This is a genomic window from Acinetobacter sp. YH12041 (assembly GCF_013419975.1).
In the GTDB taxonomy this organism is placed as follows: domain Bacteria; phylum Pseudomonadota; class Gammaproteobacteria; order Pseudomonadales; family Moraxellaceae; genus Acinetobacter.
Genome location: NZ_VOZC01000025.1, coordinates 1 through 21,569, shown reverse-complemented (window position 1 = coordinate 21,569; position 21,569 = coordinate 1). Strand labels below are relative to the sequence as shown.

21 protein-coding genes are annotated in these 21,569 nt (G+C 43.9%); 9 read left to right on the top strand and 12 right to left on the bottom strand.

All coding sequences use genetic code 11. The features are described 5' to 3' along the window. The first annotated feature begins 55 nt into the window (after window positions 1–55). On the top strand, window positions 56–1,549 hold the full coding sequence (locus FTU00_RS13760) for an OmpA family protein (RefSeq protein WP_004782497.1): 1,494 nt from the start codon (window positions 56–58) through the stop codon (window positions 1,547–1,549). A 58-nt stretch (window positions 1,550–1,607) separates the two neighbouring features. Here the strand turns inward: FTU00_RS13760 and FTU00_RS13755 are convergent, their stop codons facing one another. The 8 genes from FTU00_RS13755 to FTU00_RS13720 form a co-directional block, all read right to left on the bottom strand. Further along, window positions 1,608–3,020 (bottom strand): short-chain fatty acid transporter, encoded by a 1,413-nt coding sequence (locus FTU00_RS13755; RefSeq protein WP_004782496.1) that lies wholly within the window; start codon window positions 3,018–3,020, stop codon window positions 1,608–1,610. A gap of 97 nt (window positions 3,021–3,117) precedes the next feature. Next, window positions 3,118–3,756 carry a CoA transferase subunit B gene (locus FTU00_RS13750; protein ID WP_180179905.1) on the bottom strand — a complete coding sequence of 213 codons (639 nt, stop codon included), beginning with the start codon at window positions 3,754–3,756 and terminating at the stop codon, window positions 3,118–3,120. A gap of 2 nt (window positions 3,757–3,758) precedes the next feature. Then, window positions 3,759–4,463, bottom strand: coding sequence for a CoA transferase subunit A (locus FTU00_RS13745; RefSeq protein WP_159123878.1), 705 nt, complete (start codon window positions 4,461–4,463; stop codon window positions 3,759–3,761). Window positions 4,464–4,562: 99 nt separating this feature from the next. Beyond that, the gene (locus FTU00_RS13740) at window positions 4,563–5,465 is read right to left on the bottom strand and encodes a hydroxymethylglutaryl-CoA lyase (RefSeq protein ID WP_004782490.1); all 903 of its coding nucleotides are present in this window, start codon (window positions 5,463–5,465) and stop codon (window positions 4,563–4,565) included. Next, entirely contained in the window at window positions 5,462–7,456 is a 1,995-nt protein-coding gene (locus FTU00_RS13735) for an acetyl/propionyl/methylcrotonyl-CoA carboxylase subunit alpha (RefSeq protein WP_180105163.1), read from the bottom strand. The genes FTU00_RS13740 and FTU00_RS13735 overlap by 4 nt, the downstream gene beginning before the upstream one ends. A 19-nt stretch (window positions 7,457–7,475) precedes the next feature. Beyond that, window positions 7,476–8,270: an enoyl-CoA hydratase/isomerase family protein gene (locus tag FTU00_RS13730; RefSeq protein WP_159123879.1), complete on the bottom strand. Its 795-nt coding sequence runs from the start codon at window positions 8,268–8,270 to the stop codon at window positions 7,476–7,478. 12 nt (window positions 8,271–8,282) lie between these two features. Further along, a complete protein-coding gene (locus FTU00_RS13725; protein ID WP_180179904.1) occupies window positions 8,283–9,884 on the bottom strand; it encodes a carboxyl transferase domain-containing protein in 1,602 nt (533 codons plus the stop codon). A 35-nt stretch (window positions 9,885–9,919) separates the two neighbouring features. After that, complete coding sequence (locus FTU00_RS13720) at window positions 9,920–11,092, bottom strand: isovaleryl-CoA dehydrogenase (RefSeq protein WP_004782484.1); 1,173 nt, start codon at window positions 11,090–11,092, stop codon at window positions 9,920–9,922. 146 nt (window positions 11,093–11,238) lie between these two features. Here FTU00_RS13720 and FTU00_RS13715 point away from each other — a divergent pair, with 146 nt between their 5' ends. From FTU00_RS13715 to FTU00_RS13695, 5 genes are all read left to right on the top strand, one after another. Then, window positions 11,239–11,874 (top strand): TetR/AcrR family transcriptional regulator, encoded by a 636-nt coding sequence (locus FTU00_RS13715; RefSeq protein ID WP_004782481.1) that lies wholly within the window; start codon window positions 11,239–11,241, stop codon window positions 11,872–11,874. Between the two features lie 97 nt (window positions 11,875–11,971). Continuing rightward, complete coding sequence (locus tag FTU00_RS13710) at window positions 11,972–13,660, top strand: AMP-binding protein (RefSeq protein WP_180179903.1); 1,689 nt, start codon at window positions 11,972–11,974, stop codon at window positions 13,658–13,660. A 283-nt stretch (window positions 13,661–13,943) separates the two neighbouring features. Then, window positions 13,944–14,615 carry a class I SAM-dependent methyltransferase gene (locus FTU00_RS13705; protein WP_180105165.1) on the top strand — a complete coding sequence of 224 codons (672 nt, stop codon included), beginning with the start codon at window positions 13,944–13,946 and terminating at the stop codon, window positions 14,613–14,615. 62 nt (window positions 14,616–14,677) lie between these two features. Then, window positions 14,678–15,475, top strand: coding sequence for a thioesterase family protein (locus FTU00_RS13700; protein WP_159123882.1), 798 nt, complete (start codon window positions 14,678–14,680; stop codon window positions 15,473–15,475). 83 nt (window positions 15,476–15,558) lie between these two features. Next, a complete protein-coding gene (locus tag FTU00_RS13695; protein WP_180179902.1) occupies window positions 15,559–16,335 on the top strand; it encodes a Rossmann-like and DUF2520 domain-containing protein in 777 nt (258 codons plus the stop codon). Window positions 16,336–16,378: 43 nt separating this feature from the next. On the opposite strand, the gene trmB is transcribed toward FTU00_RS13695, so the two are convergent. After that, window positions 16,379–17,095, bottom strand: a complete 717-nt coding sequence (gene trmB / locus FTU00_RS13690; protein WP_125279238.1) for a tRNA (guanosine(46)-N7)-methyltransferase TrmB — start codon at window positions 17,093–17,095, stop codon at window positions 16,379–16,381. 150 nt (window positions 17,096–17,245) lie between these two features. Beyond that, the gene (locus FTU00_RS13685; protein WP_180179901.1) at window positions 17,246–18,691 is read right to left on the bottom strand and encodes a SulP family inorganic anion transporter; all 1,446 of its coding nucleotides are present in this window, start codon (window positions 18,689–18,691) and stop codon (window positions 17,246–17,248) included. Window positions 18,692–18,907: 216 nt separating this feature from the next. Between FTU00_RS13685 and FTU00_RS13680 the strand changes: the two genes are divergently transcribed. From FTU00_RS13680 to FTU00_RS13670, 3 genes are all read left to right on the top strand, one after another. Further along, window positions 18,908–19,519 (top strand): glutathione binding-like protein, encoded by a 612-nt coding sequence (locus FTU00_RS13680; RefSeq protein ID WP_004782472.1) that lies wholly within the window; start codon window positions 18,908–18,910, stop codon window positions 19,517–19,519. Window positions 19,520–19,677: 158 nt separating this feature from the next. Then, complete coding sequence (locus tag FTU00_RS13675; protein WP_180179900.1) at window positions 19,678–20,259, top strand: NAD(P)H-dependent oxidoreductase; 582 nt, start codon at window positions 19,678–19,680, stop codon at window positions 20,257–20,259. Between the two features lie 15 nt (window positions 20,260–20,274). Then, window positions 20,275–20,586 carry a putative quinol monooxygenase gene (locus tag FTU00_RS13670; RefSeq protein ID WP_034702136.1) on the top strand — a complete coding sequence of 104 codons (312 nt, stop codon included), beginning with the start codon at window positions 20,275–20,277 and terminating at the stop codon, window positions 20,584–20,586. 40 nt (window positions 20,587–20,626) lie between these two features. On the opposite strand, the gene FTU00_RS13665 is transcribed toward FTU00_RS13670, so the two are convergent. Together FTU00_RS13665 and FTU00_RS13660 are read right to left on the bottom strand one after the other, a co-directional pair. Further along, the gene (locus FTU00_RS13665) at window positions 20,627–21,352 is read right to left on the bottom strand and encodes a hypothetical protein (RefSeq protein ID WP_180179899.1); all 726 of its coding nucleotides are present in this window, start codon (window positions 21,350–21,352) and stop codon (window positions 20,627–20,629) included. Between the two features lie 68 nt (window positions 21,353–21,420). Further along, window positions 21,421–21,569, bottom strand: a 149-nt coding sequence (locus FTU00_RS13660; RefSeq protein ID WP_373686194.1) for a transposase, incomplete at its 5' end; no start/stop codon positions are given.

Below are 21,569 nucleotides of genomic sequence, written 5' to 3'. Positions count from 1 at the left end.
GGTCGCTACACTGATTAAATATTAAACATTATAAATCAGAATAATGGTGATCTTGATGAATACAGATTTAATTGAACGTTTAAAGAGTGATGTGACCGCCATTGTGCTGCAAGGTGAAACAGAACATCTATTTGCCAAGGATCAGGCCTTAGCCCAATTCTATCCTGTATTGTTAAGTATTCTTCGTGCAAGACCGGCCTGGATTGAAAGTCTGGGTCAGCAACTTAATCCCAAGATTGATGAATTATTTAATAATAATCCGACCCTAAAACAACAATTCCTGGCTCAGTTAGATTCAACTGCACCTCAAGATGAAATTGAACAGACCCTGAACCGGGCAATTGTTCCAACCATGAACTTCTTGCAAGCAGAAGCGGGTGCACCCACTGCTGAAGCAGTAGGCCATTTGTTAGATACCCATGCAGACTCGATTCAACGGGCATTACCAGTCTGGGCTGGCCCCATACTGGCATCTCTAGGCGTATCTCCGCTGGCGGGACAAAATCTGAACCGCGCACCGGGTCTGGCTTCCGAACCGGAAGCAGAACCAGTACTGACTGAAGAGAAAAAGGCAGTGGTGTTCTGGCCTTTTATTCTCCTCGTGATTATTGCGGCGATTATCTTATTCTTCTTCCGTGGATGCCTGCGTGATGATGATCCGGATGAATTACGAAATGCTCAGGCGGTAAGCGAAGCTGCTGCAACAAACCCTGCAATTCTAAAAATCAGCACAGGTAGTCAGGGTGAAATCGTCAACTGTCAGGTACAGATGAATGATCCGAAATATATGCAGATTCTGCAAAATGAAATTAAACAGATATTTAACTACAGTATCGGCTGTGGTGCAGTAGCGAATGAAAATTACCATTCCGAATTTATTGATCAGGATACAATTCCATCCGTATTGAAATTACTGCAAGGCATGTCAAATGTGACTTTGACTTGGGCAGGTAATCAGGTATCTGTGCAGGCGGCAAACAGTGCAGATGCACAGCGTTTGGCAGGTCAGATTCGTGGTCTGGCTAAAAATGTAGAAGTCGTGACCCAAAAACCAGTTGATATGGATGAGGCAATCAATACGGCTAATACCGAGGCTAAAAAAGCTTTAGACGAACTTCAGATGGAAAATATTGAGGCATTGGATGTTGCTACTGCCTTAAACCTGCAACTTATTCATTTTGCGACAGGTTCTACTGAAATTCCTGAAGTGAATAAAAGCTTGCTGGATCAGACTGCAGCTTTATTGCAATATGCCAAAGATGTACGTCTAACCGTGATAGGCCATACTGATACAGAAGGCAGCAGCACTCAAAATCAGGAGCTATCTTTAAAACGTGCTCAAGCCATTGTGAATTATCTGGTACAGAAAGGGGTGAATCCGGCACAATTACAACCTGTCGGTATGGCGGCGAGTCAGCCAGCTCAACCGAATGCAACCTCGAACGGGCAGTATCAAAACCGCCGTGTAACTTTTGAAGTTATGAGTACCGAAGACGGTCGTGTCCATACTGTGGATAATGAAGGCGTAGTTGAAAAGAAAGCCAGCTAAATAATTCTTTCATCATAAAAAAAGGACGAATGATTCGTCCTTTTTTATTTGTTATGAATTAAGAGAAGACAGGTGGGGTATAAGTCAGGGTTCTTCCTAGGAACCAGAGCAAGAATAGTACCAATGGAAGATGAAAGACCAGTTGGGTCACTGTAAAACCAATCACATCTTTGGCTTTTAATTTTAAGATACCCAGCATAGGGAGCATAAAGAAAGGATTGATCAGATTGGGCAAGGCTTCGGCCGCATTGTAAATCTGGACAGACCAGCCCAGATGCACTTTCAGGTCATGTGCAGCCTGCATCACATAAGGCGCTTCAATAATCCATTTTCCTCCACCAGAAGGAATGAAGAAGCCTAGAATCGCTGAATAAATTCCCATCACCACTGCAAAGGTTTCCTGCGAGGCAATCGAAACGAAGAACTCGGCGATATAGTGCGATAGGGACAGGTCAGCAGAATTCAGGGCATTGGTCATCATAAAGGCGATGCTGCCATAAAGCGGAAACTGGATCAGCACCCCTGAAATGGCCGGCACAGCTTTGGACACAGCATTGAGAAAATTACGTGGTGTACCATGTAAAGCTACACCCAAAATCAGAAAGATAAAGTTATAGGTGTTTAAGCTGGAGATTGCCAGAATAGGATTACTTTTGGAAAACTCGTTAAACATCCAGACCAGACCCAGAACCACAATCAGAATACTTAAGATTGGCGAGTTTTCCAGCCAGTCACCCGGCCGTTTATGGGTCACGGTTTCAGTCTTTTCTTCTTCAATCTGGATCGGGAAGTGATCAATAGTTTTAATATGATTGCCTTTGGGCGCAGACCAGTAGGCAATGGCAATCGAAGCAATAATCAAGACTGCTGTCATGATCATGGATTGCGGCAGGAAAATCGTTTCAGTAAATGGAATCACACCAGTCAGATTATAAAGTGGTTCTGGTAGACTGGATTTGTTGGCTTGTAATTGCGCTGCTGAAGAGCTGATACCCAGTGCCCAGGTTGCGCCCATCCCGATAATCGCTGCTGCGGCAGCCGCACGGTAATCCATATTCAGTTCTTTACGCTGCGCTAGCGCAATCACCAGAAGTGCGGTTAGAACCGTACTCATCGCCCAGTTAATCAGGGAAATCAGTAGACTAACAGTAGCTACGAGAACGATGGCTCCACGTCCAGAATGAGGAATGCGCGCCATTTTCTGAATCAATAATTGCATCGGTTTGGAAACCGAAACTACATAACCCACCACGATCAGCATACACATCTGTAAGGTAAAGGGAATCAGACTCCAGAATCCGTCACCAAATGAAATCGCGACGTCTTGTGCCGGCGCACCAATGCCAATCGCGGCAATCGCAACGATGATGACACCGAGTAGGGCAAAGATATAAGAGTCCGGAAACCATTTTTCAGACCAGTCGCTGACGCGCATGGCAAAGCGCTGCAAGATATTTTGTTGAGTTTGCATGATTAAAATCCATTTATTCTGCATTTGTTATTAAGAAGCGGCTTTCTTCAGCCAAAAAGAAACCCTTAAAATTTTTCATTTTAAGGGCTGGGAAAAATCAGGCTGCTTTACGGAGTAAAGGTACGCCGGTGACTTTCTGAATTTCATCAAAACTGACATCGGGTGCCAGTTCTACAAGTTGAATACCTTCAGGTGTGACATCCAATACACCTAAGTCAGTAATAATCCGGTTCACTACGGCCTGGCCAGTAAGCGGAAGACTACATTGTGAGACAATTTTAGGCGTACCATCTTTAGCGCAGTGTTCCATCAGCACCACAACTTTTTGCACACCTGCGACCAGATCCATGGCACCACCCATGCCTTTGACTTTCTTGCCTGGAATCATCCAGTTGGCTAGATCACCATTTTCTGAGACTTCCATAGCCCCCAGAATGGCGATATTGACATGACCGCCACAGATCATGGCAAAGGAGTCAGCACTGGAAAAGAAAGAAGCACCTTTGCGGGCAGTTACCGTCTGTTTGCCAGCATTGATCAGGTCTGCATCCACAGTATCGGCCGTTGGAAATTCTCCAATACCCAACAGACCATTCTCAGACTGTAGCCAGACATTAATATTCTCTGGAATATAGTTAGCGACTAAGGTTGGCAGGCCAATACCCAGATTCACATAGAAACCGTCTTCAAGTTCCTGTGCGGCGCGCTGCGCCATTTCATTACGTGTCCAAGCCATGATCAAGCCTCCGCCTTTAAAGTCATCTGTTCAATCCGTTTTTCCGGTTGGGTATTCAGTACAATCCGGTTCACATAAATGCCTGGAAGATGAATTTCATCTGGATCAAGGGCACCGATCTCGACAATTTCTTCGACTTCAGCAATGGTCACTTTGCCAGCCATGGCACAGACCGGATTGAAGTTCTGGGCAGTTTTACGGAAAATCAGGTTACCGGCTTTATCGGCCTTATAAGCTTTCACCAAAGCCACATCCGCAGTTAAGGATTCTTCCAGAATATAAGACTTGCCATTGAATTCGCGGACATCTTTACCTTCAGCAATAACGGTACCGACACCAGTCGCGGTATAGAAAGCGGGAATACCTGCGCCACCGGCACGTAATTTTTCAGCTAAAGTTCCTTGCGGGGTCAGTTCAACTTCAAGTTCACCGCTTAAATATTGGCGTTCAAATTCCTTATTCTCGCCCACATAGGAAGAGATCATCTTTTTAATCTGTTTGGTTTCCAGCAATAGCCCCAAGCCAAAGCCATCGACACCGGCATTATTGGAAATACAGGTGAGACTTTTGGCACCGGTTTCTTTTAAAGCTGCAATTAGGGCTTCTGGAATACCACAGAGTCCAAAACCGCCTACCGCCAAGGTATGTCCATTCTGAACCACGCCGTCTAAAGCGGCTTTTGCACTGTCATACACTTTATTTGACATTTTTACCTCGATTTATTCTTCTCTTGCAGATATCTTTCATCTAAAGATCTGCTGATTTCTATCCATGAGGACTTATAGAGTGTCCGGCTATTTTAAGTTTTAAGCACAGGCTTTTTGCCAATAGGCATTGGCATAATTGGATGGATTATTGCGTTGTAATACCTCGCTGATATTACGGCTGGCCTGCATCAAAGCATCCAGTTGAATACCGGTTTCAAAGCCCATCTTGGAGAGCAGGTAATACAGGTCTTCAGTTGAAACATTGCCGGAAGCACCTTTGGCATAAGGACAGCCACCGAGACCGGCAATAGAGGAGTCAAATACCCGAATCCCTTGCAGCAATGACTGGTAAATATTAGCGATGGCCATGCCATAGGTATTATGAAAATGACCGGCTAGCACTTTACTATCAATTTCTGAAAGACAGGCATCCCAGACGTTCTTCACGCGATCCGGAGTTGCCGTACCAATGGTTTCACCTAATGACACTTCATAGCAGCCCATGTCTAGTAGACGCTGTGTAACTTTGACGACCTGCTTCGGATCAATTGCACCTTCATAAGGGCAGTCCACCATACAAGAGACATAGCCACGCACCTTGACATCATTTGCTTTGGCAGCTGCCATCACATCTGCAAACTTCTCAAAGCTTTCATCAATCGAGCAGTTGATATTCTTGTGGGTAAAGCTTTCAGAAGCTGCGGTAAATACCGCAACTTCTTTACAATCCACAGCCAGCGCTGATTCAAAACCTTTCATGTTTGGCGTCAGCAAACTGAACTGGATATTCGGATCTTTAGGCAAGCTGGCAAATAGCGTATCGCTATCTGCCATCTGTGGAACCCATTTGGCTGAAACACAGGAGCCGACCTCAATCGCCTGCAAACCTGTTTTCATCAGGTCCAGAATCAGATTTTTACGGTCATCTAGTGTTAAAGGTGTTTTTTCGTTTTGCAGGCCATCGCGTGGCCCGACTTCTACGATTTTAACGAAATCTGTCATGCAACTTCCTCCGCTAGAGGCTGAAACTCAACCAGTTCATCACCGGCTTTAACCTGATCACCTTTCTGGAAGTATGAGTTTGCGATAATGCCATCATGCGGAGCGCGAATGGTATATTCGATCTTCATTGCTTCCAAGGTCAGCAGTACATCGTCTTTTTTCACTTTGTCATTTGCCGCGACCAGAACCTGAGTAATCACGCCAGGCATTGGCGCAGTCAAGTTATTTTCAGTCCCTTGTTCATCCTGGTTATTAAAGTCATTTTTCAAATAATTGAACTTGTAGCTTTGACCATTCTGGAACAGGGTAATGCCATGCTCAGTCTGGCTAAATGGCAGTTTCTGCTGCTGACCCGCAAGATTTAACTGGAGTAGGTGTTGATCAAGCAGCTCACCCTGGATGGTAAGTGTCTGGCCTTCATAATTTGCCAGGAAACTATTTTCTAGCGCTTTAAAGCTCACCACACGTAAAACGTCATTACATTGTAATTTAATTGTGTAGCTATTTTGCTGATTCAGACGCCAAAATGCCTTTTGCTGCCAGACTGGATTATTGCTAGTCGGGTTTTGAGCCAGACGCGATAACAGTTCAACCAAGGCTGCAGTGACCACTAATTCTGCACTGATATCAGCAGATGGTTTGAGTAGGAACTCTTCTTCACGTTGAATCAGGCCAGTATCGAGATGGGCATTTTTAAATGAATCACATAATACTAAGCGATCAAGAAAAGCGATGTTATTGCCAAGACCATCGACATGAAACTGACCCAAGGCATGATGCATCTGGGTTAAAGCAGCTTCACGGTTTTTGCCCCAAACAATCAGTTTGGCAATCATCGGATCATAATAGGTGCTGATTTCATCACCTTCGACAATGCCACTATCCACACGCACGCTGTCATTTTGTTCTGGATAGTGCAAATAGCTGATCTGACCGATGGCAGGAATAAAACCTTTTTCTGGTTCTTCGGCATAAACACGGGCTTCCAGTGCATGACCGTGTATCTGTAATTCATGCTGCTGTTTCGGTAAAGGTTCACCGAACGCTACACGTAACTGCCATTCCACCAGATCCTGACCGGTGATCATTTCAGTGACTGGATGCTCAACCTGCAGACGGGTGTTCATTTCCATGAAGTAAGCAGTACCGTCTTGCTCAACGATGAACTCGACTGTACCGGCACCGACATAATTTACAGCACGTGCAGCATCAATTGCGGCTTGGCGCATCGCCTCAAGTTTGTCTTCTGGCATTTTAGGTGCAGGTGCTTCTTCCAGAACTTTCTGGTGACGACGCTGCACGGAGCAATCACGTTCAAACAGATGCACATAATTGCCATGTGTATCACCAAAGACCTGAACTTCAATATGGCGTGGCTGCACGACATAGCGTTCAATCAGCACATCTTCATTGCCGAAGCTGGAACGTGCTTCGCTTTTACAGGAAGCGAGTGAACTCAGGAAATCTTCACTACGCTCGACCAGTCGCATGCCTTTACCGCCACCGCCAGCACTAGCCTTGATCAGTACTGGATAGCCAATACTGTCAGCTTGTTGTTTCAAGAAATCGGCATCCTGATTGGTACCATGATAGCCGGGGGTTAAAGGTACACCAGCTTTTTCCATTAAGGCTTTAGAGGTCGCTTTCAGACCCATTGCTAAGATCGCATCCACTGGCGGACCAATAAAGACAATGTTGTTATCCTGACAGGCCAGGGCGAATTGGTCATTTTCAGACAGGAAACCATAACCTGGATGAATGGCCTGAGCACCGGTAGTTTTTGCTGCCTGAATAATACGTTCAATCTGTAAATAACTTTGTGCAGCAGGCGATTCACCAATATGGATGGCTTCATCTGCCAGTTTGACATGCTGTGCCTGTGCATCGGCATCGGAATATACGGCAACAGTAGCGATGCCTAACTTTTTCGCTGTACGAATCACACGGCAGGCAATTTCACCACGATTGGCAATTAAAATCTTTTCAAACATCCTACGATCCTTCTTGTTGTTATGCCGTGGTCTTAATCCAGGCCGGGCTTTGTTTGTTTAAAAATGCATTCAGTCCATTTTTCGCCTCATCTCCCTGGCGAACATGGGCAATATGCTGTGCGGTTTTAAACAGCAGATCTTCAGTCAGGACCTGTTGATCGACCAGTTGAATCAGCTGTTTTGAGGCGTTTTGCGCTGCTGGTCCACCGAGTAAGAGCGCTTCCACAATCTCATCAATTTTGCTGTCGAGCTGTTCTGGTGCAGTCACTTCATGTGCCAGACCAATGGTTTTCGCCTGTTCAGCTGAGATTCGCTCAGCAGTCAGGAAATAACGTGACGCCTGACGGGCGCCAATCGCACGAATCACATACGGACTAATGGTCGAAGGGGCTAATCCTAAACGTACTTCAGACGTTGCAAACTTGGCATCAGTGCTGGCGATACAGATATCACAAGCGGCTGCCAGACCCATACCGCCGCCAAAAGCAATACCATGGACACGGGCAATCGTTGGCTGTTTCAAGGTCGCCAGACTTTGCAGCATTTTTGCCAGTTTGAGAGCATCGGCTTCATTGTCTGCCTGTGAGGCCTGACCGGCCTTTTTCATCCAGTTCAGATCCGCACCCGCAGAAAAGCTTTTACCTCGGCCTGCCAGAATCACTACACGTACATCATCACGCTGATTTAAAGACTGAAAGCAAGCATGTAGCTCTTCAATGACCTGGGTATTAAATGCATTGTGCAATTCAGCGCGATTAATCCAGACTGTTGCTACCTGATTCTGCTGTTCGAGCTGTAAAAATTGATAGTCCATTTTTGTCACCTCTTACATGCGGAACACGCCGAATTTGGTTGGCTGGATTGGTGCATTCATCGCTGCAGCCAGACTTAGGGCCAGGACTTCACGCGATTGCGCTGGATCAATGACACCGTCATCCCATAAACGCGCAGAAGCATAATAAGGATGGCCTTGGCGTTCATATTGGTCACGAATTGGCTGTTTAAACTGGTCTTCTTCTTCAGCTGACCAGGTTCCACCTTTTTGCTCAATCTGATCGCGTTTCAAAGTCGACAATACGCTAGAGGCCTGTTCACCGCCCATCACCGAAATACGTGAGTTTGGCCAGGTCCACATAAAGCGTGGCGAGTAAGCACGGCCACACATGCCATAGTTACCGGCACCAAAAGAACCGCCAATCACCAGAGTCAGTTTAGGCACATTGGCTGTCGCGACGGCCATCACCAGCTTGGCACCATTTTTAGCAATACCTTCATTTTCATACTGACGACCCACCATAAAGCCGGTGATGTTTTGCAGGAAGATCAGCGGAATATTGCGCTGGGTACATAGTTCAATAAAATGCGCGCCTTTTTGTGCAGACTCAGAGAATAAAATTCCATTGTTGGCAATAATTCCAACTGGCATTCCATAGAGCTTGGCAAAGCCAGTGACCAGGGTAGTCCCAAAGCGTGCCTTGAATTCGTCAAAGCGTGAACCGTCGACAATACGCGCAATCACTTCACGGATATCAAACGGTTTACGTGCATCGCTTGGCACAATGCCATACAGCTCTGAACTGTCAAAACGCGGTGCTTCAATTTCATTTGCAGTTTTATTTGGCTTTTTATTCAGGTTCGCCACAATGTTGCGGGCAATGGCAATTGCGTGTTCATCATTTTCTGCCAGATGATCGGCAACCCCAGATAAACGGGTATGTACATCACCACCACCTAAGTCTTCACTAGAAACCACTTCACCGGTTGCCGCTTTCACCAGAGGAGGGCCGCCGAGGAAAATCGTGCCTTGATTACGCACAATAATGGTTTCATCTGACATCGCTGGCACATAAGCACCACCTGCCGTACAGCTACCCATTACCACTGCAATCTGGGCAATACCTAGACTCGACATACGTGCCTGATTGTAAAAGATACGACCGAAGTGATCACGATCCGGGAAGACTTCATCCTGTAAAGGTAAATAAGCACCGCCAGAATCGACCAGATAAATACATGGCAAATGATTCTGTTCGGCAATTTCCTGGGCACGTAAATGCTTTTTCACCGTAAGGGGATAATAAGTCCCGCCTTTGACTGTGGCATCATTGGCCACGATCATGCAGGTCACACCATTGACCTGACCCACACCAGCAACTACACCTGCTGCAGGAACATCATCCTGATAAACCTGATAGGCAGCCAGTTGACCGATTTCCAGAAAAGCCGTGCCTGGATCAATTAAATGATTAATCCGTTCACGCGGCAGTAATTTGCCGCGATCCAGATGTTTCTGGCGGGCATTTTCTCCGCCACCCAAGGCAATTTTTTCTACTTTCTGTTTAAGGTCATTCACCAGTTGCAGCATGGCAGCCTGGTTGGTCTTAAACTCTTCACTACGTATATTGATTTTGCTCTGTAACTGATTCATGACGAACATCCTTGTTTTATTCTAAGTGTTAATGTTTAGGCTGTTTCGTTGAAGAGCTCACGGCCAATGAGCATGCGGCGGATTTCGGAAGTTCCGGCGCCAATTTCATAGAGTTTGGCATCGCGCCATAAACGGCCTGCAGCAAATTCATTGATATAACCGTTCCCACCTAGGGTCTGAATGGTTTCACCCGCCATCCAGGTGGCTTTTTCAGCGGCATATAAAATGGCACTGGCAGCATCTTTACGCAGGCTACGGCTATGATCGGCCTTGTCACATTCAGCACCAACGGCATACACCAGGGCCTTACATGCCAGCCAGGTAGAGTACATGTCAGCAATTTTGCCTTGCATCAACTGGAATTCGCCCAGTGCCTGACCAAATTGTTTACGGTCATGAATATAAGGAATCACGGTATCCATGCAGGCATCCATAATGCCCAATGGACCAGCACTGAGAACCGCACGTTCATAGTCCAGACCGCTCATCAGCACTTTGGTTCCATTGCCGACACCGCCAAGGACGTTTTCTTTAGGAACTTCGACATTGTCAAAAAACAGGGGATAAGTATTGGAACCACGCATACCCAGTTTATCTAAATGGGTGCCGTGGCTAAAACCTGGCATATTTTTCTCAACCAGGAAGGCGGTCATGCCTTTGGCGCCAGCTTGTAAATCGGTTTTGGCATAGACCACAAGTACATCAGCATCACCGCCGTTAGTGATCCACATCTTGGAACCGTTGAGTAGATAATGATCGCCTTTGTCTTCAGCTTTCAGTTTCATGCTGACTACATCTGATCCGGCATTCGGCTCAGACATGGCCAGTGCACCGACATATTCGCCAGAAATCAGTTTTGGCAGGTAGCGCTGTTTTTGTTCTTCATTACCATTTCGCTTAATTTGGTTTACACATAGGTTAGAATGGGCGCCATAGGACAAACCAATGGATGCTGAAGCACGGGAAATTTCTTGCATGGCAATAATATGGGCCAGATACCCCAGATTGGTACCGCCATATTCTTCACTGACCGTTAAACCAAGTAGGCCCATATCACCAAATTTTTTCCAGAGGTGAGCCGGGAATTCATTGTCACGGTCAACTTGCTGGGCAATTGGGGCAATTTCCTTGGCGCAAAATGCGGCCACTGAATCACGAAGCGCAATAAGAGTTTCATCCAAACCGAAATCTAAGCTTTGTAAATTCATTCTTCATCCATCCTGAGATTATATTTGTTGTGTCCAAAAGCATTTTTGTTGTGCTTGTTTTTTTAACATACAACGAAAAATTAAAAAAGTGAACCTATATTCACAAAATGATTTACAATTCATTTTATCTGGTTGAGAATAAGATTATGAGTTATAAAAGATCATCACTGATGCAGGAACGAATGGAACAAAATCGTTTGTCGATTTTACAGTCTGCTCGTGAACTGATTACTCAAGGGGGCTTTAAAGAGGCGTCGATTCAGGCGATTGCAGAACGCGCAGGCGTTTCTACAGGGCTGGTATATCGATATTTTGAAAACAAAAGCCAGATTTTGATTGAGGTTTTGTCGGCAGCGATTCAGCACGAAGTTGGAATTCTTGTTTCCATTGCCGGGTCGGATTTGTCGCCAAAACTGAAATTGCAAAAATCTGTTACAACTTTTGTGAAACGTGCCATGAATAGCCCCCAGTTGGCGTATTCACTTATGTTTGAACCGGTTGATCCGGAAATGGAACATGAGCGTTTTCGCAGTAAACAGCTGCTTAAACAAAGCATTAAGGAAATCCTGGCCGAAGGAAAGGTGAATGGAGAGTTCGAGTTTGAAGATTTAAATACGGCAGCTTTGGGCGTGGTTGGTGCCATGACCTTTGTCGTGATTGAACCTTTGAATCCGTCCCGTAATGTGATGTTTGATCAGAACTACAAGGATCACTTTGTCAAACAGATTGCCGATTTTTGTGTTAACGCAGTACATCGACAGGAGGGAAATTCAGCAGCATAGACGCACAAAAACAGGCACATAGACAAGGTCGTCGTGGTCATAAAACAATTAGTAAAGTTGAAAATCAGAATTACAAAGAATCAAGGAGATCGATTCAATGACACAAGTACGGTTAAGCTATGCCTATGGAACCAGCAGCCAGCCTTTATTGGGTATGACGATTGGTGAAAAATTTGATCAGGCTTGCGAACAATATGCAGATCGCGATGCAGTTGTCAGTATGCATCAGAACATACGCCTGAGTTATCGGCAGCTACAGGATCAGGTCAATGCCTTTGCCTGTCAGCTGCTGAAATTGGGTATGCAAAAAGGTGACCGTCTGGCGATCTGGTCGCCGAACTGTGTGGAATGGACTATTACCCAGTTCGCAGCTTTCAAGGCAGGCATTATTCTGGTTAACCTGAATCCGGCCTATAAAAGCAATGAGCTGGAATATGTCCTGAATAAAGTGTCCTGTAAGGGACTGGTCATTGCATCGCAGTTTAAAACAACGGACTATCAGGAAATTCTGACCAAAATTGCGCCTGAATTAAAACAGGCTGAAAATAAATTACTAAATGCAGAACGTCTCCCACATTTAAAGCATGTCATTAAAATTGATGAGCAGCAGCATACGGGTATTCATCGTTTTCAAGATTTAATGCCTACACCAAGTGCTCAAGAACTGGAACAACTGCAACAGATCTCCACTGATTTGCAGTTCGATGAAACCATTAATATCCAGTTTACGTCAGGCACCACAGGGAATCCTAAGGGTACGATGCTGACCCATAACAATATTTTAAATAATGGTTACTTTGTCGGTGAGGCGATTCACTTAACTCCAGAAGACCGTGTCTGTATTTCTGTTCCACTATTCCACTGCTTTGGCATGGTAATGGGCAATTTGGCCTGTATTACCCATGGTTCAGCCATGATTTATCCGTCTGCCGTATTTAATCCGCTGGAAACTCTAAAAGCCATTCAGCAGGAAAAATGTACGGCAGCTTATGGCGTACCGACCATGTTTATTGCTGTGCTGGAACATGAACAGTTTGACGATTTTGATCTGTCTAGCCTGCGTACCGGCATTATGGCGGGTAGTCCGTGTCCACAGGAAATTATGCAGCGTGTAATAGAGCGAATGCATATGTCTGAAATTACCATCTGTTATGGCATGACTGAAACAGCACCGGTAAGTGCCCAAAGTTCAACAGAAGACAGTGTTGAACGTCGTGTCAGTACAGTTGGCCGTGTCCATCCGCATCTGGAAGTTAAAATTGTTGATGAAAATGGTAAGGTGGTGCCGCGCGGTCAATTGGGTGAACTCTGTGTGCGTGGTTATTCCGTGATGCTCGGTTATTGGGAAGATCAGGACAAGACTCAGGAAGTGATTGATGCAGCACGCTGGATGCATACCGGTGATATTGCTGAAATGGATGATGAAGGCTTTGTCAAAATCAAGGGTCGTATCAAGGATGTGGTGATTCGCGGCGGTGAAAACCTGTTCCCGAAAGAAATTGAAGATTTTCTTTATACCCATCCAGCGGTGTCGGATGTGCAGGTGATTGGCGTGCCAGACCATAAATATGGTGAAGAGCTTTGTGCCTGCATTATCCTGCATGAGAATGATCCATGTACCGAAGAAGCCATCCGTCAATATTGTGCTGAGCATATTTCTCACAATAAAGTGCCACGTTATGTGCGTTTCTTCCATGAATTCCCGATGACAGCTTCAGGTAAGGCACAGAAGTTCAAGTTGCGTGAATTTATGCGTGAAGAATTAAATTTAAAAGAGATTGCTTAAATTAATTAAAGCTAAGTTTAAATAGTATTTGATCAGATGACCTGGCGGCATGGATGCCGCCGTTTCATTGTATGGCAAGGATGCCATATCAATGAAACAAAGGGGTTTGGTTACTTTGCCCAGTCAAAGTAACGAAGAACCTGCACAATGGAAGAAGAATCCATCTTGCGAATTGAGGTCATACATTTAGTAATTTCTTTAAATAGATAAAAATCCATTTTTATATAAAGTCTTATTTCAATATAAAACTTCATATATCGACTATCTAAATCAGAGTAAACAGATGGCAAAAAACTTTCACAGTGAAGTGGTGGTCGCAAGTTATGATGATCATATCCGTAAACTGATTCCTGGCTATGAACTGGTGCATCAACAGATTGAAGCAATACTCAGTACTGAGCTTCCAGAAAATGCACATATCCTGATCGTGGGTTGCGGTACTGGTTATGAGCTATCTTATTTATTGCAGCAGCATCCCAACTGGACATTTACTGCGATTGATCCTTCCGCTGCGATGCTTGAACAGGCAAGGAAGCATCTGGCTTCTATTGGAGCTGAACAACGAGTTCAGTTTATACAGTGCACCACTCAGGAACTGGATCAGCAGGATACTTTCGATGCTGCACTTGCTATTTTAGTCGCCCATTTTATTCCTGAACCTCAGAAATCTGATTTTTTTCAGGCTATCTATCAGGGCCTTAAAGCTGGCGGGATCGGATTGACCTATGACCTGATGCAACCAGAAGATGAGAATGAATTAAAGGTAATGCAAAAAATGGCACAGCAAACCGGACTTAGTGTGCAGCAAAGCGAAAATATGCTGGCCAGATTGCAGCAGGACTTTTTTCTGATTTCAGTAGAAGATTCAAATGAACTTTTAACAAAAGTCGGATTTAAACAGCGCAAAATTTATAGTCAAATCATGAATTATTATGGTTTTTTACTCAGAAAATAAAGATCATGAAACTTTATATGAATTTTAAAGTTTAAGAGAATAATCAAGGAAGTTTAAGAATAATGTCAGCATATTATAGTTTGATCCAGCGCGAGCAGCATACAGATGGCAGTACTACTGCCTATTATCGTTCCAATATTCATGCTCAAGGTGCGTGGAATCCTCATGAACAGCACATGGCGCCAGCAACCGGTATTCTATGTGTTGAACTGGAACAGTTTCAGCCTAGATCAGAAATGCGCATTGGCCGGGTTGGACTGGATATTTTTGGGCTGATTGCATTTGGTGAATTTTCTATTACTACACGCATGATCCGTCCTGGCAAAACTATTGAACTGATTGAGGCGGAAATGTGTGCCAATGGAAAAACCTGTATCGTTGCTCGTGCCTGGAGGATGCTGACTTCGGATAGCCGGGCCATTGCAGGTATCGAAGATTTTCCGATTGAAAGCCCTGAGTTTTTACCGGTTTGGGAGGGTATGAGTTGCTGGCCGGGCGGTTATATTCAAAGTATTGAAACCCGTGCACATCCTGATCATCGTGCAGGCAAAGGCATTGTCTGGCTCAGAAATTCATTGGATATGGTAGAAGGACAACTGACTACAGATTTTAGTCGTTTACTCGGTATGGTCGATACCGCGAATGGCATTGTGCCACGTCAGGATCCAAATGCGGGCTGGGGATTCCCGAATCTGGATTTGCAGATTCATATGCACCGTCTGCCGCAAGGTGAATGGCTGGGGCTGGAAGTGGTGCAACAGTATGGTGAAGATGGGATTGGTCTCACCAGCGGTGTGCTGCATGATATTCACGGGCCTTTCGGTCGCAGTGAACAGATTCTGACCTTACGAAAATTCTAAAACTGATTTAAAAGCAAAAGGATGAATTGATTCATCCTTTTTTTATTGGCATGCTGTGCGCAATGGTTCAGGAATATTGATGAATGCGGATTAGTATTATTGGGGCAGGGCGTGTGGCTTATCATCTTGCCCATGCATTGTCAGCACAACATGAAATTGTACAGATCTACAGCCGGACTCTGGATAAAGCACAGCAACTGGCTGATCAATGTAAAGCGCAAGCCATCGCTCAACCTGAAAATCTGAATCAGGATATAGACTTGATGATCATTGCCGTGAGTGATCAATCAATTGCTGAGGTCATCAGACAAGTCTATTTTTACTTGCAAGATGTGCTGATTGTCCATACTTCAGGCAGTTCTCACCTGAATGTTCTAGCAGATGTACATGCAAAGTCTGGCGTCTTTTATCCATTGCAAACCTTTAGTCTGGAACGTGAAATTGACTGGGAAAATACGCCTTTATTTATTGAAGCGTCTGAGCCAGAAGATCAAGAAATCTTAACTCATTTAGCAAATAGCCTAAGCAAACGAGTTTATCAATATAGTTCAGACCAACGTTTGAGCTTGCATCTGGCTGCAGTGTTTGCCTGCAATTTTAGCAACTACTGTTATGACATGGCCAAGCAGATTGTGGATGCACAGCAGGTAGACTTTAGCCTGCTTTATCCATTGATTCTGGAAACAGCCAATAAAGCGACGAAAAATGATCCTCGTCAGGGACAGACTGGACCTGCGATGCGTGGTGATCAGAATATTCTGAATATGCATCAGCAGATGCTAGAGCAATCTCAACGACAAGACTTGGCAGGTGTGTATAAATTACTCAGTCAGCAAATTTTAGAACGCCATCATAGCTAATAAAAAAGCGCTGAATAATCAGCGCTTTTTAGACTTATAGATATTAAGAAATTTTCTTAAAGATAAAGTCATTAATCTTGTGGCCGGCTTCGATCCCGCGACGCTCAAACTTGGTTTGTGGACGCCATTCAGGGCGAGGATAGCTGTTGCCTTTACCCGCCAGATTTTCTAAACGTGGACGTTCTTCCAGAACTTCCAGCATCCACTCAGCATACGGTTCCCAGTCTGTTGCAGCATGGAAAGTACCGCCAAGTTCCAGCTTTTGCTCAACCAATGGCATGCGGTCATGAGATACAAAACGGCGTTTAAAGTGACGTTTTTTCTGCCATGGATCAGGGAAGTACAACTGAACGGTGTTGATGCTATTGTCCGGCATTTCGCGAAGTACCTGAATCGCATCAGCATCCAGTACACGCAAGTTAGTCACGCCTGCCATACCTGCTTCATATACGCACTGCGCAATCCCCGGTACATGCACTTCGATTCCGACAAAGTTACGCTCAGGATTTGCTTTAGCCATGAGTACCAGAGAACGGCCCATACCGAAACCGATTTCGACAGTCAGTGGACGTTCAGGATGTTCAAAATACTGACGCAAGTCACCTACCGGATATTCCAAAATTAAATGACCATATTGTTCAAGCGCAGTACGTTGAGAGGTATTTAATGGCGCTGAGCGGCGCATAAACGTCACAATTTCACGGTGCTCGCTTAAATTGTCCAGCTCCACGACTTGCTGGTCTAATTGATCGTTCGACATAATTTTGGCAAATCTAAAAATTCAGAATGCGGTATTTTAAGTCCTGAGCGGTGCAAGTCAAACTTTTCTCGGTATTTCTCCATAAAAATCGAGCCAGATATCTCAGACAAAATAAAAGAGCCAGTTGGCTCTTTTATAGATCCAGCTTGATCAGGTACTAAAACGGTCGATTAAAGTGCTACTGGCTTCATTTAAACCAATCACACTCACGTCTATGCCTTGGGCTTTAAACTTCTGGATGACGTTATTGAGCATATTTACTGAAGTTACATCCCAGATATGTGCATGCGTCAGATCTAGCTCAACATGATCCAGCTTTTCCTTAAAATCAAAAAACTGGTAGAACTTTTCTGTACTACTGAAAAAAATCTGACCAGAAATTATATAGCTACGTGAATTAGGCTTATGCAAATAAGTCGAGACATGTACAGTTCTTTCCAGCTTATTAATAAAGAACAGAGCAGAGAGCAATACACCGACAAATACACCGAGCGCCAGATTATGAGTAGCAAGCACGACAATTATCACTGCAATCATCACGGTATTAAATTCTAGCGGATGCTTGCCAAACTGTTTGATTGCACCCCACTGGAAGGTGGTAAATGATACCATAATCATAATAGCTACCAGTGCTGCCATAGGAATATAAGCCAGCCAGTCTTTCAGGAAGACCACCAGACACAGTAAAAATACGCCAGCAACTAATGTCGATAAACGTGTACGAGCACCTGATGAGACATTGATAATCGACTGGCCAATCATGGCACAACCGGCCATTCCGCCCATAAAACCGCTGACAATATTGGCCATACCCTGACCACGACATTCCTGATGTCGGTCACCTTCAGTTCCAGTCACTTCATCAATCACTGTAGTCGTCATCATACTTTCAAGCAGACCTACAGTGGCTAGAGTAAAGGAATAAGGCAGGATAATCTGTAAAGTTTCCAGATTCAGTGGAATTTCTGGAAGAAGAAAGACTGGCAAGGTATCTGGAAACTGTCCCAGATCGCTCACAGTACGCATATCTGCACCAAGCAATAACGCAAGTGCGCTCAGTACGACGATACAGATCAGAGGCGATGGAATCGCTTTACCGATTTTCGGGATATAAGGAAACAGATAGATAATTGCCAAACCTACTAAAATGAACAGATAAGCCGTACTGTCCATCCGGTGAATTTCCGGGATTTGTGCCACAAAAATCAGGATCGCGAGGGCATTCAAGAAACCATATACCACAGCCTGCGACACAAAACGCATCAGCTTGGCAACTTTAAAAAAGCCCGCAATCACCTGAATGATTCCGGTCAGAATCGTGGCTGCAAGCAGGTATTGCAAGCCATGATCCTTGACCAGCGTAATCATTAATAGTGCCATTGCACCTGTAGCCGCAGAAATCATGGCAGGACGACCACCGAAAAAGGCAATGGACACGGCAATACAGAAAGAGGCATATAAGCCGACTTGCGGATCGACACCGGCAATCGCAGAAAAGGCAATAGATTCAGGAATCAGGGCGAGTCCAACCACTAAACCTGCCAGTACATCAGTCCGGATATTGGAAAACCATTCTTCTTTTTTCAGGTTAATCACGAAATATCATCTAAATTTTGAGAACCTGCGTATCTTAAACAGATACAGATAAAAATCTACACAAGATTGACTTGCAAAAGCCTGTAAATTCCTCAATATTGAATATGTAACTGTGCTGAATCACAGTTACGCTTTTTTGCAATTTACAGGTTTGATCACTTGAAAGTTTGTCAGAAGCGATTTAAAACATTGAGAAGTGTATAACAAGGATCAGAAATGAAGCTTTACTATTCGCCAGGCGCGTGCTCTTTGGCAGCTCATATTATTTTAAATGAAATTAATGTCGATTTTGATTTGGAACGTGTTGACTTAAAAACCCATAAAACAGAAAAAGGTGCAGATTATTACGAAATTAACCCGAAGGGTTATGTACCAGCATTAGAAATTAATCCGGGTTTAATTCTTACAGAAAATGTTGCAATTTTACCGTTTCTTGCTCAACACGATCCAAAACAAGATCTGATTCCACCTTCTGGCATGGGACGTGCCAAAGTGCTGGAGTGGTTAGGTTATCTCAACTCAGAGTTGCATGATGCTTATGCTGTATTCTTCACTGGAAAATTATCAGATGAAGCCAAAGAAAAAGCCTATGCAGAAATTGACCGTTTATTGAGTTATATCGATAAGGCGATTGGTGAATCGGACAATGATTATCTGGTCGACGATAATTTCGGTCCGGCAGATGCTTACCTGTTTGTTCTGACCAACTGGTCGAACCAGATTGAACATGATCTGAGCCCATATAAAAATATTATTCATATCCGTAATAAGGTTGCAGAACGTCAGTCTGTACAGATTGCAATGCGTGATGAAGGTTTGATTCCTTAATACTAAAATTTTGAAAAAGCGCCATAAGGCGCTTTTTTTTATTGCTTCCAAAGTGATTATTGATATTTAGTCAATAATGAATTGCAAATTCACTGCTTTTTAGTAATAAGCAGAGTCTATATAGTGCCTGCATAAATTTTTGGTTTCAGGTTCTTTCCATGAAAAATATTTTATTAATTAATGGCGCAAAAGCTTTTGCCCACTCAAATGGTCAGTTAAATGATACTTTGGCCGAACTGGCTCAAGAAGTATTAACAAAGCTGGGGCATCAGGTTCAGGTAACTCGTGCTGACAATGAATATGATGCAAAAGCAGAAGTAGAAAAATACCTTTGGGCAGATACGGTCATTTACCAAATGCCAGGCTGGTGGATGGGTGCGCCGTGGCCAGTGAAAAAGTATATTGATGATGTTTTTACCGAAGGGCATGGCAGCCTGTATGCAAATGATGGTCGCTCACGTTCAGATGCTTCAAAAAAATATGGCTCAGGTGGCCTGATTCACGATAAAAACTATATGTTATATCTTACCTGGAATGCACCGATGGATGCGTTTACAGATACCGAGCAGTTTTTTCATGGCGTGGGTGTAGATGGCGTTTACCTACCTTTTCATAAAGCCAACCAATTCCTGGGGATGCAGGCTTTACCGACATTTATTGTGAATGATGTAATTAAAGCCCCTGAAGTTGAAGCGTATATCGCACAGTATCGTGAACATTTAACTCAAATTTTTGCTTAATCAGGAGATATGACCATGCTAACCGTTATTGCTGAAATCATCTGTCATTCGGAACAAGATATGAAAACAGTGCTGGATTCATTTAACAACATCCGCGCACAGGTATTACAAGAGCCAGGCTGTCATCTTTATGATGTCTATATTGATCATCCAGAGATTGAGAGCCGATTACAGACCAAAGTGCCTTTTTCAATCATGATGTTTGAAAAATGGGAAAGCATCCAGCATCTGGAAACCCACATGCATAGTGTAAATATGCAGCAGCATGCTAAGGCCACTAAAGGTGCGGTTGCGAGTGTAAAGATTCGGATTTTAGAAGCACTTTAAGCTGTAATTCTCAGTTTGAAAGAGTTTGTAATATTTAATTTTATTCGAACTCTTGTGGCTGATTAAATTGAACCTGTTCAAGTTTCAGTGCGTAGCGGTGTTTTAAGGTGGACCATTGAACTTTGGCAAGTTGCGTCTGTTCTGCAAATTCATTTTCATCTGTTGTAGTTTTTAGCTTGCCTGTTAAAAAGTTAATGCTTCGTGCTGTACTCTCACCCGAGGCACGGTGAAAATCATCTACATCATAGCCAATCAATTTAAAAGCATTATCTTGGTATCGAAAGGTATAAGTATAATTGGTGACATACCATGAACCACAGCTTAGCCAGTAGTGTAAATGAACCCGAAGTACACCTTTTTGAATGCTTAAGGCTTCGGATTCACCAAGTGGATCAGTGAGGCAAGGCGACTCTACATCACCTTCGGTTGGCAAAGTAGTATTGCTAGCTGCAAGCTGATAACCATTTGCCTGCTTGAATAAAATCAAAAGTTTTCGTTTGTTGGTATTTAGAACATGATTACCTACACCTGCATTTGCAACAAAGTTTTCGGGATTAGTATCTTCAATAATCAGGGCAATATCCGCTTGACCGTCCTGATTTAAATCGTCTTGCGCTTTTTCTAGAACTTTCCAGTTTTTCGGAATAAAAGATTGATAGCTTGATTTGGAAGAACTACCTGTCTGAGGTTTCGCACAAGCACTTTGTGTAAATGCTAGACACAGCAGGGTGCTAAATAGGAAAGGCAGTTTGATCTGATAAAGCATCGACTTAAATTCCTTTTAATTATATTTTTATAAATGTTCGAAGTTAGATAATAGACCTCTTTCATAAATCATTTTTTGCTCACTTCCAAATTGTAGATTCCAGCGATTAAATTGAATCTCAAACCAAGCCTTTTACCTCTATTTCGATAACGCTCAGCAAGGATTTTGAAGGTTTTCAGGCTGCCAAATACATGCTCAATTCCGATTCTTCTTTTAT

What these genes read in the sequence shown, in the direction of transcription:
- FTU00_RS13760 (WP_004782497.1), top strand. Translation starts at nt 56, where the DNA reads ATGAATACAGATTTAATTGAACGTTTAAAGAGTGATGTGACCGCCATT.
- FTU00_RS13755 (WP_004782496.1), bottom strand. Translation starts at nt 3,020, where the DNA reads ATGCAAACTCAACAAAATATCTTGCAGCGCTTTGCCATGCGCGTCAGC.
- FTU00_RS13750 (WP_180179905.1), bottom strand. Translation starts at nt 3,756, where the DNA reads ATGGCTTGGACACGTAATGAAATGGCGCAGCGCGCCGCACAGGAACTT.
- FTU00_RS13745 (WP_159123878.1), bottom strand. Translation starts at nt 4,463, where the DNA reads ATGTCAAATAAAGTGTATGACAGTGCAAAAGCCGCTTTAGACGGCGTG.
- FTU00_RS13740 (WP_004782490.1), bottom strand. Translation starts at nt 5,465, where the DNA reads ATGACAGATTTCGTTAAAATCGTAGAAGTCGGGCCACGCGATGGCCTG.
- FTU00_RS13735 (WP_180105163.1), bottom strand. Translation starts at nt 7,456, where the DNA reads ATGTTTGAAAAGATTTTAATTGCCAATCGTGGTGAAATTGCCTGCCGT.
- FTU00_RS13730 (WP_159123879.1), bottom strand. Translation starts at nt 8,270, where the DNA reads ATGGACTATCAATTTTTACAGCTCGAACAGCAGAATCAGGTAGCAACA.
- FTU00_RS13725 (WP_180179904.1), bottom strand. Translation starts at nt 9,884, where the DNA reads ATGAATCAGTTACAGAGCAAAATCAATATACGTAGTGAAGAGTTTAAG.
- FTU00_RS13720 (WP_004782484.1), bottom strand. Translation starts at nt 11,092, where the DNA reads ATGAATTTACAAAGCTTAGATTTCGGTTTGGATGAAACTCTTATTGCG.
- FTU00_RS13715 (WP_004782481.1), top strand. Translation starts at nt 11,239, where the DNA reads ATGAGTTATAAAAGATCATCACTGATGCAGGAACGAATGGAACAAAAT.
- FTU00_RS13710 (WP_180179903.1), top strand. Translation starts at nt 11,972, where the DNA reads ATGACACAAGTACGGTTAAGCTATGCCTATGGAACCAGCAGCCAGCCT.
- FTU00_RS13705 (WP_180105165.1), top strand. Translation starts at nt 13,944, where the DNA reads ATGGCAAAAAACTTTCACAGTGAAGTGGTGGTCGCAAGTTATGATGAT.
- FTU00_RS13700 (WP_159123882.1), top strand. Translation starts at nt 14,678, where the DNA reads ATGTCAGCATATTATAGTTTGATCCAGCGCGAGCAGCATACAGATGGC.
- FTU00_RS13695 (WP_180179902.1), top strand. Translation starts at nt 15,559, where the DNA reads ATGCGGATTAGTATTATTGGGGCAGGGCGTGTGGCTTATCATCTTGCC.
- trmB (WP_125279238.1), bottom strand. Translation starts at nt 17,095, where the DNA reads ATGTCGAACGATCAATTAGACCAGCAAGTCGTGGAGCTGGACAATTTA.
- FTU00_RS13680 (WP_004782472.1), top strand. Translation starts at nt 18,908, where the DNA reads ATGAAGCTTTACTATTCGCCAGGCGCGTGCTCTTTGGCAGCTCATATT.
- FTU00_RS13675 (WP_180179900.1), top strand. Translation starts at nt 19,678, where the DNA reads ATGAAAAATATTTTATTAATTAATGGCGCAAAAGCTTTTGCCCACTCA.
- FTU00_RS13670 (WP_034702136.1), top strand. Translation starts at nt 20,275, where the DNA reads ATGCTAACCGTTATTGCTGAAATCATCTGTCATTCGGAACAAGATATG.
- FTU00_RS13665 (WP_180179899.1), bottom strand. Translation starts at nt 21,352, where the DNA reads ATGCTTTATCAGATCAAACTGCCTTTCCTATTTAGCACCCTGCTGTGT.